Origin of the sequence: Mobilisporobacter senegalensis (assembly GCF_003752155.1) — a bacterium.
Classification (GTDB): domain Bacteria; phylum Bacillota; class Clostridia; order Lachnospirales; family Lachnospiraceae; genus Mobilisporobacter; species Mobilisporobacter senegalensis.
In genome coordinates, this window is sequence record NZ_RJVG01000002.1 from 428,017 (window position 1) to 442,819 (window position 14,803).

General features: G+C 35.1%; 16 protein-coding genes. All 16 read left to right on the forward strand.

Annotated features, from left to right (window positions below):
• Window positions 1–41: 41 nt before the first annotated feature.
• Entirely contained in the window at window positions 42–521 is a 480-nt protein-coding gene (gene def / locus EDD66_RS04730) for a peptide deformylase (RefSeq protein WP_207667748.1), read from the forward strand.
• Between the two features lie 52 nt (window positions 522–573).
• Entirely contained in the window at window positions 574–1,503 is a 930-nt protein-coding gene (gene fmt / locus EDD66_RS04735; RefSeq protein WP_123608406.1) for a methionyl-tRNA formyltransferase, read from the forward strand.
• Window positions 1,504–1,615: 112 nt separating this feature from the next.
• On the forward strand, window positions 1,616–2,314 hold the full coding sequence (locus tag EDD66_RS04740; protein ID WP_123608407.1) for a zinc metallopeptidase: 699 nt from the start codon (window positions 1,616–1,618) through the stop codon (window positions 2,312–2,314).
• Window positions 2,307–3,662: a 16S rRNA (cytosine(967)-C(5))-methyltransferase RsmB gene (rsmB, locus tag EDD66_RS04745; RefSeq protein WP_123608408.1), complete on the forward strand. Its 1,356-nt coding sequence runs from the start codon at window positions 2,307–2,309 to the stop codon at window positions 3,660–3,662. Before EDD66_RS04740 ends, rsmB begins: the two co-directional genes overlap by 8 nt.
• Before the next feature lie 14 nt (window positions 3,663–3,676).
• The gene (gene rlmN, locus EDD66_RS04750; RefSeq protein ID WP_123608409.1) at window positions 3,677–4,723 is read left to right on the forward strand and encodes a 23S rRNA (adenine(2503)-C(2))-methyltransferase RlmN; all 1,047 of its coding nucleotides are present in this window, start codon (window positions 3,677–3,679) and stop codon (window positions 4,721–4,723) included.
• A gap of 10 nt (window positions 4,724–4,733) precedes the next feature.
• A complete protein-coding gene (locus EDD66_RS04755; protein WP_123608410.1) occupies window positions 4,734–5,453 on the forward strand; it encodes a Stp1/IreP family PP2C-type Ser/Thr phosphatase in 720 nt (239 codons plus the stop codon).
• A 16-nt stretch (window positions 5,454–5,469) separates the two neighbouring features.
• Window positions 5,470–7,512: a Stk1 family PASTA domain-containing Ser/Thr kinase gene (gene pknB, locus EDD66_RS04760; RefSeq protein WP_123608411.1), complete on the forward strand. Its 2,043-nt coding sequence runs from the start codon at window positions 5,470–5,472 to the stop codon at window positions 7,510–7,512.
• Complete coding sequence (gene rsgA / locus EDD66_RS04765; RefSeq protein WP_123608412.1) at window positions 7,512–8,390, forward strand: ribosome small subunit-dependent GTPase A; 879 nt, start codon at window positions 7,512–7,514, stop codon at window positions 8,388–8,390. The genes pknB and rsgA overlap by 1 nt, the downstream gene beginning before the upstream one ends.
• A gap of 1 nt (window position 8,391) precedes the next feature.
• Complete coding sequence (rpe, locus tag EDD66_RS04770; protein ID WP_123608413.1) at window positions 8,392–9,051, forward strand: ribulose-phosphate 3-epimerase; 660 nt, start codon at window positions 8,392–8,394, stop codon at window positions 9,049–9,051.
• On the forward strand, window positions 9,041–9,745 hold the full coding sequence (locus tag EDD66_RS04775; RefSeq protein WP_123608414.1) for a PilZ domain-containing protein: 705 nt from the start codon (window positions 9,041–9,043) through the stop codon (window positions 9,743–9,745). The genes rpe and EDD66_RS04775 overlap by 11 nt, the downstream gene beginning before the upstream one ends.
• 1 nt (window position 9,746) lies before the next feature.
• Window positions 9,747–10,427 carry a thiamine diphosphokinase gene (locus EDD66_RS04780; protein ID WP_123608415.1) on the forward strand — a complete coding sequence of 227 codons (681 nt, stop codon included), beginning with the start codon at window positions 9,747–9,749 and terminating at the stop codon, window positions 10,425–10,427.
• Between the two features lie 27 nt (window positions 10,428–10,454).
• Window positions 10,455–11,552, forward strand: a complete 1,098-nt coding sequence (gene ychF / locus EDD66_RS04785) for a redox-regulated ATPase YchF (RefSeq protein ID WP_123608416.1) — start codon at window positions 10,455–10,457, stop codon at window positions 11,550–11,552.
• A 92-nt stretch (window positions 11,553–11,644) separates the two neighbouring features.
• A complete protein-coding gene (lgt, locus tag EDD66_RS04790) occupies window positions 11,645–12,523 on the forward strand; it encodes a prolipoprotein diacylglyceryl transferase (protein WP_243115301.1) in 879 nt (292 codons plus the stop codon).
• A gap of 297 nt (window positions 12,524–12,820) precedes the next feature.
• Window positions 12,821–13,249, forward strand: a complete 429-nt coding sequence (gene mraZ, locus EDD66_RS04795; RefSeq protein WP_123608417.1) for a division/cell wall cluster transcriptional repressor MraZ — start codon at window positions 12,821–12,823, stop codon at window positions 13,247–13,249.
• Window positions 13,250–13,258: 9 nt separating this feature from the next.
• Complete coding sequence (gene rsmH / locus EDD66_RS04800; protein ID WP_123608418.1) at window positions 13,259–14,197, forward strand: 16S rRNA (cytosine(1402)-N(4))-methyltransferase RsmH; 939 nt, start codon at window positions 13,259–13,261, stop codon at window positions 14,195–14,197.
• 29 nt (window positions 14,198–14,226) lie between these two features.
• Window positions 14,227–14,784, forward strand: coding sequence for a septum formation initiator family protein (locus tag EDD66_RS04805; protein ID WP_123608419.1), 558 nt, complete (start codon window positions 14,227–14,229; stop codon window positions 14,782–14,784).
• Window positions 14,785–14,803 lie beyond the last annotated feature (19 nt).

Here is a 14,803-nt window from a genome sequence, read left to right on the forward strand (position 1 = left end):
TTCACAACTACTCCCATATGAGAATAGAAAGGAATAGAAAGATGGCACTTAGAAATATTAGATTAATTGGAGACAGCGTTTTAAATAAGCCAGCAAGAGAAATAAAAGAGATTACTCCAAAGATCAAAGTATTAATAGAAGATATGTTAGATACCATGTATGATGCTCAGGGAGTGGGTTTAGCAGCTCCACAGGTCGGTGTTCTAAAAAGAATTGTGGTAATTGATGTTTCACCAGAAGGAGAGGAAGCCATTATACTGATCAACCCTAAGATTATTGAAGTTTCTGGAGAACAGACAGGAAGTGAAGGATGTCTTAGTGTTCCAGGGAAGATAGGGGTTGTAACAAGGCCAAACTATGTTAAAGTAAAAGCATTTGATGAGAATATGAAAGAGTTTGAAATTGAAGGCACGGAATTATTAGCCAGAGCATTATGCCATGAGATCGATCATTTGGATGGTCACCTTTATGTAGAAAAAGTGGAAGGTGACTTACTAAATACCAGTGAGGAAGAAGAATAAGTTAGAGTTTCGCAAATGCCTATAAAAAATAAGTAAAAGTTAGGAGATGCCTATGAAAGTAGTATTTATGGGAACACCAGATTTTTCAGTTTCAACACTTGAAGAGATTATGAAAGCAGGTCATGAAGTAATTGCAGTTGTTACCCAGCCGGATAAACCAAAAGGAAGAGGAAAATCAGTAGCTTATCCACCAGTGAAAGAGAAAGCATTAGAATATAATATTCCAGTTTATCAACCAGTGAAAGCAAGAGAAGAATCTTTTATTGAGATATTAAAAGAACTGGAACCAGATGTCATTGTAGTCGTAGCATTTGGCCAGATACTTCCAAAAGCGATATTGGATCTGCCAAAGTATGGATGTATTAATGTTCATGCATCCTTGTTACCTAAATATAGAGGAGCAGCCCCAATTCAATGGTCCATCATTGGTGGAGAAAAAGTAACGGGTATTACTACAATGTATATGGATGTAGGTATTGATACTGGTGATATGTTATTACAAGAAGAAGTTTCCATTGATAATGATGAGACTGGTGGAAGTCTTCATGATAAATTATCTCAAATAGGTGGGAAGCTATTAGTAGAAACATTGAAAAGATTAGAGGATGGTACGGTAGATAGAATCAAACAGGATGATAGCAAGTCTAATTATGTTAAAATGCTTGATAAAGCTTTGGGACAAATTGATTTTAATAAATCCGCTGGGGAGATTGAACGATTGATCAGGGGACTGAATCCTTGGCCAAGCGCATATACTTCTCTGGAGGATAAAACCTTAAAAGTATGGAGAGCCAGGGTTGTGGAAGGTAATTTCAATGGAAGACCAGGGGAAATCATTGATCTTACCAAAGAAGAAATCATTGTACTTACCGGAAAAGATGCACTTTCCATTCTGGAATTGCAGCTGGAAGGGAAAAAGCGGATGAAAACAGATGAATTTTTAAGAGGATATAAGATTGATATAGGAACAATTTTGGGATAATATATGAAAGTGAATTTACATAGTATGAGGTGAATTTGCTTATGATCCACAAAATGTTTTCTTTATGGCAAAAAGCATTTATTATACATTAGTATAGAAAGAAGGTTGAATTATGTATTTTCCATATTATTATGATCCATATTTTTACTTAGTTCTTATCGGTATGGTGCTATGTTTATTAGCATCAGGCAGAGTAAAAACAACGTTTGCAAAATATTCAAAAGTACGCAGTATGAGCGGCTTAACTGGAGCACAGACTGCTGAGAGGATATTACAAAATGCAGGTATCTATGATGTAAGTGTTGAGAGAATATCTGGTAATTTAAACGACCACTATGATCCAAGAAGTAAAACATTACGTTTGTCAGATTCCGTATACAACAAAACTTCAGTAGCGGCCATTGGTGTAGCAGCTCATGAATGTGGCCATGCGATTCAACATGATCAGGGCTATGTACCATTAAAACTTAGAGGTGCGATCGTTCCAGTGGCTAATTTCGGATCTTCCATAGCCTTGCCTATTATTCTTATAGGTGCATTCTTAGTGGGTTCACAAACATTAATTACATTTGGAATCTTACTTTTTTCCGCAGCGGTAGCATTTCAGATCATTACTCTTCCAGTAGAGTTCAATGCTTCCAGCAGAGCTGTAAGGATTTTAGATGATACTGGAATTCTGGGTGAGGATGAACTTAGAGGGACTAAAAAAGTGTTAAGTGCAGCAGCATTAACTTATGTTGCAGGGGCAGCAGCATCTATTTTACAGTTACTTAGATTAGTCTTATTATTTGGAGGAAGAGATCGTGACTAAGGCGGCACCTATCAGAGAATTAGTTTTAGGGATTTTAATTGATGTTGCCGAGAATAACGAATACAGCCATCAGGTAATTAATAATACTCTTAAAAAATATCAATACCTTGAAAAACAGGACAGAGCATTTCTGACCAGATTATCCGAAGGTACCATTGAACGATTATTGCATTTAGATTATGTATTAGATCAATTTTCAAAGGTTAAGGTTGGTAAGATGAAGCCGGTGATTCGTAACATCCTGAGAATGGGTGTTTATCAGATACTGTTTATGGATTCTGTACCGGTAAGTGCTGCCTGTAATGAAGCAGTAAAACTTGCAGAGAAAAAGGGCTTTTATAATCTAAAAGGGTTCGTGAATGGAATCCTTCGCAACATCAGCAGGAATAAAGACAATATTAAATACCCCGACGAAACCAAGGAGCCGGTAAAATATTTAAGCGTATTATATTCTACTCCTGGATGGATCATAAACAACTGGCTGAATGATTATGATTACGAAGCAGTGAAAAAGATGTTGAGAGATTCCATGAGGGAAAGAGAAGTTTCTATTCGCTGTAATCTTACAAAAACAGAACCGTTAAAATTGAAAGAAATATTATTGGACAACGGTATTACAGTGACAGACAGTCCTTATTTGCCATATGCATACCGTATTTCTGGAATCAACTATATGAATGATATTCCTGCGTTTGAGCAGGGTTTTTTCCAGATTCAGGATGAAAGCTCCATGTTTGTAGCAGAAGTAGCAGGAATTGAAAAAGGCAATACTATTATTGACGTTTGTGCAGCTCCAGGCGGGAAAAGCCTCCATGCAGCCGATAAATTGCAATCAACCGGGATTATAATGGCAAGAGATCTGACAGAATATAAGGTGTCATTAATTGAGGACAATATTCATAGATTAGCTTATAGCAATGTAAAAGCAGAAATTGTTGATGCTTTAGCGTATGATAAAGACAGTTTGGAAAAAGCAGATATTGTATTTGCTGACTTACCATGTTCCGGACTTGGAGTTTTTGGTAAAAAAGCGGATATAAAATATAAGATGACACCAGAAAAACAAAAAGATTTAGTAAAATTACAAAGAGATATTTTAGATATTGTTTGGCAATATGTAAAAAAAGGCGGTATTTTAATATATAGTACCTGTACTGTGAATAAAGATGAAAACATAAACAACGTGAAGTGGTTTATGGATAAATATAATTTTAGCTTGGAATCCATAGATGAGTACCTGCCAGAATCCTTAAGATGTAATACGACAAAGGAAGGATATCTTCAATTTCTTCCGGGGATTCATGATACAGATGGATTTTTTCTTGCAAAGCTAAGAAAAGATAAATAGAAGAGGATATTATAATGGAAAAGATAGATATTAAATCCTTGAATTTCGATGAACTGAAAGAAGAAATAATTTCTCTGGGAGATAAAGCTTTTCGTGCAAAACAGATTTACGATTGGATCCATGTGAAATTAGTAGATGATTTTGATGAGATGACAAACTTATCAAAAGATTTAAGAGAAAAACTAAATGAGAAATATGAACTTACTTCACTAAAAATTGTAGATGAGAGAATATCAAGTGATGATGGTACAAGAAAATATCTGTTCATGCTAAAGGATAACAGAGTTATCGAAAGTGTATTAATGAAGTATAAGCATGGGAATTCTGTGTGCATCTCTTCCCAGGTTGGATGCAGAATGGGATGTAAATTCTGTGCATCTACTATTGGAGGACTTGAGAGGAATTTAACTTCTTCTGAGATGTTGGACCAGATATATAAAATTCAAAAGATATCGAAAGAAAGGGTATCCAATGTAGTTGTTATGGGTACTGGAGAACCCCTTGATAATTACGACAATCTAATTCAATTCATTCAGATACTAACCGATGAATATGGGCTAAATATCAGCCAGAGAAATATTACGGTATCTACTTGTGGATTAGTGCCTAAAATAAAAGAACTTGCTAAGGCCGATCTTGCTATTACTCTTGCTATATCACTACATGCACCAAATGATTCTGTCAGAAGGGAACTTATGCCGGTAGCAAATCAATATGACATAAAAACATTAATGGAGGCCTGTCATTATTATTATGAGGAAACAGGAAGAAGACTGACTTTTGAATACAGTTTAGTGGAAGGTATAAATGATAGTGAAGAAAATGGGATGGAATTAGCAAGACTGGTTAAGGGATTGAACTGCCATATAAATCTGATTCCTGTAAATCCTATAAAAGAGCGAAATTACAAGCATTCCGATGCTAAGTTTATACAGAATTTCAAAAATATACTTGAAAAATACAGAATAAATGTTACTATAAGAAGAGAAATGGGAGCAGATATTGATGCCGCCTGTGGTCAATTAAGAAAGAGCTATATGGACGATCATTTTTCGGAATAGGAGGGAAAGGATGAAATCTTTTTCTATTACAGATGTCGGAAAAGAAAGGACCGTAAATCAAGATTATATATACTGTGAAGATAATCCAATAGGAAATTTGCCTAACCTGTTTATTGTTGCAGATGGAATGGGTGGGCATAAAGCGGGCGATTTTGCATCTAGATTTTGTGTTGATACAGTTACGAAGCAAATAAAGGAAAGTAAAAGAAAGACTCCAGTTGGTATTTTAGAGGATGCTATTAAAACTGCCAATGAAGAACTTTTGTCAAAAGCAGAAGAGCAAAGTGAATTAGATGGGATGGGCACCACTTTGGTAGTCGCCACAATTTTTAATGATACGATGTATGTGGCGAATATAGGAGACTCCAGACTCTACGTAATAAATAGTGAGATCAAGCAGATAACTGAAGACCATTCACTGGTGGAAGAAATGATTAAAACAGGAGAATTACCGAGAAAAGAAGCTAGGTTCCATCCAAATAAAAATGTGATAACCAGAGCAGTAGGATCTAATAAATATGTTTCTCCGGATTATTTTGAGGTTTCCTTGAAACAAGGGGATACGATACTTATGTGCTCTGATGGTCTTTCGAATATGATGGATGATGAGGAAATCATGGACATAGTGAATGAATATTCTGAGATTGAGTTAATTGGCAATAAATTAATCGAGAGAGCAAATGGATATGGCGGCAAAGATAATATTGCAATTATACTTATTCGAGAATAAATGAGAGGTGAGAAATATGGTAAAACCAGGTATGTTTATAAGTGAAAGATATGAAATAATTGATAAGGTTGGAACAGGTGGAATGGCAGATGTTTATAAAGCAAAATGCCATCGTCTGAATCGATTTGTAGCAATTAAAATATTAAAACCTGAATATAGTGATGACAAAAGTTTTGTATCAAAATTCAGAGCGGAAGCTCAATCGGTAGCAGGCTTATCTCATCCTAATATTGTTAATGTATATGATGTTGGAGAGGAAGCAGGCCTGCATTATATTGTAATGGAATTAGTAGAAGGAATTACTCTTAAGAATTTTATTGAAAGAAAAGGTAAATTAGAAATTAAGGAAGCAGTAGGCATCGGGATTCAAATTGCACAAGGGATGGAAGCTGCTCATGATAATCATATCATTCATAGAGATATTAAGCCCCAGAATATTATTATTTCCAGAGAAGGCAAGGTTAAAGTTACAGACTTTGGAATTGCAAAAGCTGCATCTTCAAATACCATATCATCCAATACTATGGGATCTGTTCATTATATCTCACCGGAACAGGCAAGAGGAGGATACAGTGATGAAAAGAGCGACATTTATTCGTTAGGTGTAACTTTATATGAAATGCTTTCTGGACGAGTTCCTTTTGTTGGGGACAATTCTGTATCAGTTGCTCTTCTTCATATTCAGGAAGAAGCAACACCACTACGTGAACTTGAACCAAGTATTCCTATCAGTGTTGAAAATATTGTTCAAAAATGTATGCAGAAAAAACCGGAAAGAAGATACTTATCTGCACATGATTTAATTATTGATTTAAAGCGTTCCATTACAAATCCCAATGGAGACTTTGTAAAGATACCTGCAGCAATCATTAGTGATTCACCTACAATTAATCTGAGTGACGAAGAAGTAAGACATATAAAAAATGAGTCAAAAATAAATTCCAGAGTAGGAGATACTACGAAAATAATAAAAGGAAATACGGAAGACGGAGAAGAGGAAGAGTCTGAAGTAGATCCAAAACTGGAGAAGATCATGGTGACCGGAAGTATTGTAGCAGCAGTAATTCTGTGCTTGATCATTATATTTTTAGTTGGTAAAACTTTTGGTCTTTTCAAATTGGGAGGTACTGAAAAGAAAGGTGACCCATCTGAGGTTACGGAAGAAGTGGGAGAGACGACAGAAGCAGTGACTGCACCTGAAGTAACTGGTAAAAAATTAGAAGATGCAATTGATATTTTAAGAGACCAGAATATTGGTTATAAATATGAATATCAGTATTCAGATGTAATAGAAAAAGATATTGTCATGGAACAATCCATTTTGCCGGGGAATGAAATTAAAGCTGGAGACGTACTTATATTAACAGTAAGCGATGGACCAAAAGCTTTTGAGGTACCGGATGTATACAACAGACTGGATGAAGAAGCAATCACTATCCTGGAAGAGGCAAAATTAGTCGTGAAACATGAATTTGAATTTAGTGATACGGTAGACCAGGGAAGAGTTATCAGAACAAATCCTGAAAGAGGAACAGCAGTAAAAGAAGGCGATACAGTTACAATTATCTTAAGCAGTGGAAAAGAAAAGGTAATGAAGCTTGTTCCTGATTTAAGAAATCTTTCAGAAGAGAAAGCAATTCAAAAATTAAAAGATCAGGGATTAACTGCCGGAAATATAAGTTATAAGAATTCAGATGAAGTAAAAGAAGGATTTGTAATTACACAGAGCTATTCAGTAAATAAAGAAGTAGAAGAAGGAACTGCAGTTGATTTTACTGTAAGTAAAGGACCGAAAGCAAAAGAATATGTATACAAAGGCAGTGTGACAATCACTGATAATCCTTTTATTTCAGAAGATGAAGAAGGTGTTATTACACTTGAACTGACACAGGACGGAGAGCAGACCAATGTTTATGAAAGTGTATTAACTTATGATGATTTCCCATTAACGAAGCAAATAATAGGTAACAGTGAATCCGATGGAGAAATCAGAATGTATCTGGATGGTGAAAGATTACCAGGCCAATGGACAATAAATTTTACTAAGGTGGAAAAATAATGGTAGGAAAGATTATTAAAGGTGTAGCAGGCTTTTACTATATTCATAGGCAAGGTTATGGTGTATATGAATGCAAAGCTAAAGGAGCCTTTCGTAATCAGAAGATGAAACCTTTAGTAGGAGATAATGTGGAATTTGACATTATTGATGAAGAGAATAAAAAAGGAAATGTAACTAAGATACTGCCACGGATGAATGAACTTATTCGTCCGGCAGTGTCTAATGTGGACCAGGCTTTAGTAATATTTGCAATTACACAGCCGGCTCCTAATTTAAATCTTCTGGACCGCTTTTTAATTATGATGACGAAACAAGAAGTTGATGCAATCGTGTGTTTTAATAAAATGGATATAGCTTCAGAACATGAGTTATACCTTTTAGGAGAAACATATAAAAAATGTGGTTATCAAGTTATATTTACCAGTGTTTTGCAAAAATCAGGAATTGGGCAGATTGAACAGTTGCTAAAAGGAAAAACTACAGTTCTTGCCGGTCCTTCCGGTGTGGGAAAATCATCTATTATTAATGAAGTATTACCTGGTGCTAATATGGAGACCGGAAGTATTAGTGAAAAGATTAAAAGAGGTAAGCATACAACAAGGCACTCAGAACTTTTTCATGGTGGAGATTCAACATACATCATGGATACCCCTGGATTCAGTTCCCTCTTTGTGAATAACTTCGATAAGGATGAACTGAAAAATTATTTTTTAGAATTTGCAGAATATGAAGAACAATGCAGGTTTCAGGGATGTGTTCATATTAATGAACCAGATTGTGCAGTAAAAGAAGCGCTCCAGTCAGGGAAGATAAGTACGATCAGATATGAGAACTATACATTATTATACAATGAATTGAAGAATCAAAGGAGATATTAAAATGAATGTTATAGCCCCATCTATTTTAGCAGCAGATATTACAAAACTTGGTGAAGAAGTAAGAACAGTGGATCAATTAGGGGCAGAGTATATTCATATTGATGTAATGGATGGGATGTTTGTTCCGAGCATATCTTACGGAATTCCAATTGTAAAAGGAGTTCGGGAAATTACAAATAAAATTTTGGATGTACACTTAATGATCGAAGATCCAACAAGATATATTGAAGAGTTTGTAAAAGCAGGAGCAGATATTATTACTGTTCATGTGGAGGCTTGCAAACATTTACACAGAACGGTATCTCGTATTAAGGAATTAGGAGTAAAAGCCGGTGTTTCCCTCAACCCTTCTACACCACTTTCTTCACTTGACTATATCTTAAGTGAAGTTGACATGGTATTGATCATGAGTGTGAATCCAGGGTTTGGAGGACAAAGTTTTATTCCTTTTTCTATTGATAAAATTAAAGAATTAAGAAATTGTATTGTAGCAAAAGGACTATCTGTTGACATTGAAGTGGATGGTGGAATTAATCTGGGCAATGTGGGAGAGATTCTAAAAGCAGGTGCCAATGTTATTGTTGCGGGTACATCAATTTTTTCAGGTGATGTAGAAAGTAACATGAACCAATTTAGGAGGGAACTGAATAGTGTTTCTTAATGAAATGCAGGTTGGAAAGTCAATTGAGATTTTTGTTTACCGCTCAGGATATAAGTATCGTTTGGTAAGTAAGCTGGAAGATGTGAATGAAGATAATTTTAGTATTTCGTTGATAGCAAATCGCACAAAAGTATTTCATTTTCAGGATACCGATAAAATTGAGATAATCTATCGGATCAATCATCAGCTATGGAGATGGAAAAACTTAAGAGCAAAAGTTATCATATTAGATGGAAGCAGAGTGCATCATTTTACGTTAACAGGAAGTTCTGAGGGAGAAAAATTTAATAGGCGTAATGCTTTTCGTGTATTTATGGGTGAAGACATTACGTTAACTTATTATGTAATGAATCTTGTAGAAAAAAAGACAGAAGATTCTGAATATGAGGAAGATACATTAATTGGTGAAATTGAATATGAGACGAAGCATTGCCTGGGCTTCATAAAAGATTTAAGTGAAAATGGTGTGGGAATTTTCTCAAATAATGTATTCAATATAGGGGATGAACTGGAATTTATTTTGGATACTCCTTTTGGTATGCTAAAGTGTAAGGCAGAAGTTGTTAGAACAACCAGGGAGTCCCATGGATTGTATCAAAATTTCTATGGGTGTATATTTACAACAACAAGTAAGAACTTAGTAAAATATATATATACATTGCAAAGAAAAAGACTAGGTAATATGAAAGGTTAGTATGGCGGATATAGAGAAAAAAGTTCTGCTTATTACAGGCGGAACCATTGAGATGAGTTTTGTTGAAGAGTATCTTAATAAGAACCAATTTGACATAATAATTGGTGCAGATTCTGGACTTAACCAGGTAGCCAGGCTTGATATTTTTCCAGATTATATAGTCGGTGATTTTGATTCGGTATCAAAACATGTGCTGGATAAATATCTTGAAGGCGCTGTTTTAAAGAACGGAAAAAAACCAATTATTAAAGAATATCCTTCCCATAAAGATTATACGGATACCCAGATTGGGATAGAGCTTGCAATATCCATTGGAGCCACAGAACTTATCATTCTTGGAGCCACAGGGACGAGGATTGATCATTTGATTGGAAATATAAATTTATTATTAATACCTTTAAAACAGAAGGTTAGAGCGTCAATTATCGATGCCAATAATAAAATTTATCTGATAGATTCAAATACTAGAATTGAAAGAGAAAAATTATTCGGGACATATTTTTCATTACTTCCACTTACAGAGGAAGTAATAGGAGTAACCTTAAAAGGATTTAAATATCCCCTTAAGGAAAAAGATCTGCAGATTGGTGATAGTCTTGGGATAAGTAATGAAGTATCCGATAAGATTGCCTTTATTGAAATCAAAGAAGGTATATTAATTGCGGCTGAATCAAAAGATTAAGTGGAGAATAGAGAGGAAGACACACAGATGAAACTAGGCATAGTGGGATTACCAAACGTAGGAAAAAGTACATTATTTAATTCTTTAACAAAGGCAGGTGCAGAATCAGCAAATTATCCATTCTGTACTATTGATCCTAATATAGGAATTGTACCTGTTCCTGATGAAAGGTTACAGGTACTGGGTAAATTATATGATTCTGAAAAAATCGTTCCGGCGGCAATTGAGTTTGTAGATATTGCCGGATTAGTAAAAGGAGCATCCAAAGGGGAAGGGCTGGGGAATCAGTTTTTATCTAACATAAGAGAAGTGGATGCTATTGTACATGTGGTAAGATGCTTTGAAGATAGTAATATCATACACGTTGATGGTTCCATTGACCCACTTCGGGATATTGAGACTATTAATCTGGAATTAATATTTTCTGATATGGAAATTCTTGATCGTAGAATTGGTAAAGTGGGAAAAGGTGCTGCCAGAGATAAGGACATGGCAAAAGAAGCGGATTTGCTTAAGCGATTAAAGGCACACCTGGAAGAAGGGAAATTAGCAATTGGTTATGAAACTGAGGATGATGACGAAGAAGCAATATTAAAAGGATATAACCTTTTAACGTATAAACCTGTGATTTACGCTGCAAATGTAAAAGAAGATGACTTAATGGATGACGGCGTGAATAACAGTGAAGTAGCCAAGGTTAGGGAATTTGCCAAGAATGAAGGCTCTGAAGTGTTTGTAATTTGTGCCCAGATTGAACAGGAAATTGCGGAATTAGATGAAGATGAGAAGAAGATGTTTTTAGAAGATTTAGGTCTGTCAGAATCTGGTCTCGAGAAATTAATTCGTGCAAGTTATAAATTATTAGGATTAATTAGTTACCTTACTGCAGGTCCACAGGAAACCAGGGCCTGGACAATTACAAAAGGAACAAAAGCACCTGGTGCTGCCGGTAAAATCCATACTGATTTTGAAAGAGGATTTATACGGGCAGAAGTTGTAAATTATGAGAATCTTGTTGAATGCGGAAGCTATAATGCTGCAAAGGATAAAGGTCTTGTACGCTCAGAAGGTAAAGAATATATTGTCCAAGATGGAGATGTAATATTATTCCGTTTTAATGTATAAGAAGTGCAGAAAGTTGAAAATCTAAGACTTAAATGGACATGCCTGCATGTTCGCTTGGGTCTTGCTAACAAAATAAAGGAAGTGGAAAGATTATGTTTTTAAACATGAGTATCAGATTCCCTGGACTTGGAATTGAACTGTACGATGTAGGTACAGGTATTGATTTTTTTGGATTTCCTATTGCTTATTATGGAATGATTATTGCGTTAGGTATGTTAATTGGGTACCTTGTTGCTGAATGGCAGGCCAAAAGAACGGGCCTGGATAAAGATTTGATTCTTGATTTTGCACTTTATGCCATTGTTTTATCCGTAATTGGTGCGAGAGTATATTATGTTATCTTTGCATGGGATGAATATAGGGGTGATTTGCTCTCTGTATTTAACACCAGAGGAGGCGGACTTGCAATATATGGCGGTGTAATAGCCGCTGTCCTTACCGCTATCGTGTATTCAAAAATTAAAAAGATATCATTTTGGCTATTAGCAGATACAGGATGTGTGGGCCTGTTAACCGGACAAATCATAGGAAGATGGGGAAATTTCTTTAACAGAGAAGCATTTGGTGGTTACACTGATAATATATTTGCAATGCAGTTAAAGAAATCAGATGTTGCTTCTTATAATATTACAGATGATATTCTACAGCATGTAATTAATATCAATGGAACAGAGTACATTCAGGTCCACCCTACTTTTTTATATGAATCTTTATGGAATCTGATCGTCCTAATATTAATTCTTTTATATACAAAGAAGAAAAAATTTGATGGTGAACTGATTCTGCTATATTTTGCAGGATATGGACTGGGAAGATTCTGGATTGAAGGCTTAAGAACGGATCAATTATTACTTTGGGGTACTAATCTGGCTGTTTCTCAAATCTTATCAATTATATTAGCGGTGGTATCGGTAATTATTATAATTGTGAAACGTAAAAGAGCAGCAAATCCTGTTAGAACAGGAATATAAATACAGTAATGGAAAACTAGGACAAAATGCCTATAAATTTACAAGAAAATAATTGCAACTATATATAGTTGTGAAACAAATTAAAAATTAAATATTAGTACAATATGTTGAAATTGTAAAAAAAGCATGAATTATAGCAACCTATAGTTCATGCTTTTTTTTAATGAAAGGCTTGTGCAATTCCCAAAAATAAGTTAAAATAGCATCATAAGTGGTACAAAGTGGTGGAAAGTGGTAGACATTAGATAGAAAGTGGTGAATAAATCATCAACACCATTTGAAATGAAGGTGAAGTCATTGTTCATGGGTGAGTATAATCATTCAATTGATACCAAAGGCAGAATAATCGTGCCAGCTAAATTTAGAGAATCATTAGGCGATGAATTCGTTGTGACGCTAGGTTTGGACGGGTGTCTTTTTGTGTACCCTAATGAAGAATGGCAAAAGTTTATTGTAGAGTTAAAGAAACTTCCAGGAAATAAAGAAGCAAGACAATTACAACGTTACTTTATGGCAGGCGCAGCAAATTGTGAAGTAGACAAGCAGGGTAGAATTTTAATTCCGCAAAAATTAAGAGAACATGCCGGACTTGAAAAAGATATCATATTTGTTGGAGTTTTAAGCAAAATAGAAATATGGAGTAAAGAACGTTGGGATGTTAATAATAACTATGACAATATGGACGAAATTGCGGAACACATGTCTGATTTCGGACTTAGCTTTTAGGAGGAAACAATGAACTTTCAGCACAAATCAGTATTATTAGAAGAAACAATAGAAAATCTTAATATAAAAGAAAATGGAATATATGTGGATGGAACTTTAGGTGGAGCTGGACATGCTTATGAAGTATGCAAAAGACTTGGAGAGAATGGAAGATTTATCGGCATTGATCAGGATAGTGCAGCTATAGAGGCAAGCAGCGAGAAACTTGCTGATTTTAAGGACAAGGTTACGATTGTAAGAAGCAACTATTCTGATATGAAGCAAGTTTTATATAATTTAGGGATTGATAAAGTAGATGGCATTGTTCTGGATTTAGGGGTTTCCTCTTATCAGCTGGATACTTTGGAAAGAGGTTTCTCTTATAAGGCAAATGCTCCCCTTGACATGAGAATGGATACAAGAAATGATATGACTGCCAAAGATATTGTGAATCAATATTCTGAATATGATCTCTATCGTATCATCAGAGATTATGGAGAAGATAAGTTTGCCAAGAATATTGCAAAGCATATCGTAAGAGTTCGTAATGAGAAAGAAATTGAAACGACTGACGAACTTACGGAAGCAATTAAAGCAGCAATACCAATGAAATTAAGAATGGCCACAGGGCATCCGGCCAAGAAAACTTTTCAAGCAATAAGAATTGAACTTAACAAAGAATTAGAAGTTCTTAATAATACATTAAACGATATGGTAGATCTGCTGAGTGATAAAGGAAGAATATGTATTATAACTTTCCATTCACTGGAAGATAGAATTGTAAAAAGTATCTTTCGTAATTTAGAAGATCCATGTACCTGCCCGCCTGGTTTTCCAGTGTGTGTATGTGGGAAGGTATCTAAGGGTAAAGCAATCACGAAGAAACCAATCATTCCTTCAGAGGAGGAAATGATCAATAATAAAAGATCAAAGAGTTCAAAATTAAGAGTTTTTGAAAGAACAGTATAGTATATGTTTTATTGAAAAGAGGGGAAAGCATGGAATCATCTAGAAAATCCAATAAAACTGAATATGTTTATGGAAGTACGGTTAGAAAAATAAACACTGCGCCGTCTAGAGAAGAAATGCGTCCTATCAAAAGGGAACCTCTGACCAAAGAAGAGTTCAGAGAGCTAAAAAGAAGGGAAGAAGCTTCCGGCAAAAAAAGAGGACGAGCTAAAAGAGCCGGTTATATTCAAGAAATCGATCTTGGATCTTTATTAGTACTTTCTGCAGCAATTATTGTTACCCTATATGTATGTGTAAGTTATCTACAGGTGCAGTCAGAGATAACAAGTATGAGCAAGGAAACTGCCAGATTAGAGAGTGAATTGGTTTCATTGCAAAATGACAATAATACAACACTTCAAAGAATTAATACAACCGTTGATTTGACTTATATCTATAAAGTAGCGACTAAAGAACTGGGAATGGTGCATGCGGGCAGAGACCATATTATTACATATGAGAAAGCTGCAAGCGATTATGCCAGAAAATATGCAGAAATTCCTGAAGTGGAAAAGAATAGTTTATTGAATAAGATATTGGAAAAGTAAGCAGGTGTTATTATGAGGA

Bases quoted from the DNA above. Each gene is read 5' to 3' on its own strand.
- def (WP_207667748.1), top strand. From the start codon at position 42: ATGGCACTTAGAAATATTAGATTAATTGGAGACAGCGTTTTAAATAAG.
- fmt (WP_123608406.1), top strand. From the start codon at position 574: ATGAAAGTAGTATTTATGGGAACACCAGATTTTTCAGTTTCAACACTT.
- EDD66_RS04740 (WP_123608407.1), top strand. From the start codon at position 1,616: ATGTATTTTCCATATTATTATGATCCATATTTTTACTTAGTTCTTATC.
- rlmN (WP_123608409.1), top strand. From the start codon at position 3,677: ATGGAAAAGATAGATATTAAATCCTTGAATTTCGATGAACTGAAAGAA.
- EDD66_RS04755 (WP_123608410.1), top strand. From the start codon at position 4,734: ATGAAATCTTTTTCTATTACAGATGTCGGAAAAGAAAGGACCGTAAAT.
- pknB (WP_123608411.1), top strand. From the start codon at position 5,470: ATGGTAAAACCAGGTATGTTTATAAGTGAAAGATATGAAATAATTGAT.
- rsgA (WP_123608412.1), top strand. From the start codon at position 7,512: ATGGTAGGAAAGATTATTAAAGGTGTAGCAGGCTTTTACTATATTCAT.
- rpe (WP_123608413.1), top strand. From the start codon at position 8,392: ATGAATGTTATAGCCCCATCTATTTTAGCAGCAGATATTACAAAACTT.
- EDD66_RS04780 (WP_123608415.1), top strand. From the start codon at position 9,747: ATGGCGGATATAGAGAAAAAAGTTCTGCTTATTACAGGCGGAACCATT.
- ychF (WP_123608416.1), top strand. From the start codon at position 10,455: ATGAAACTAGGCATAGTGGGATTACCAAACGTAGGAAAAAGTACATTA.
- lgt (WP_243115301.1), top strand. From the start codon at position 11,645: ATGTTTTTAAACATGAGTATCAGATTCCCTGGACTTGGAATTGAACTG.
- rsmH (WP_123608418.1), top strand. From the start codon at position 13,259: ATGAACTTTCAGCACAAATCAGTATTATTAGAAGAAACAATAGAAAAT.
- EDD66_RS04805 (WP_123608419.1), top strand. From the start codon at position 14,227: ATGGAATCATCTAGAAAATCCAATAAAACTGAATATGTTTATGGAAGT.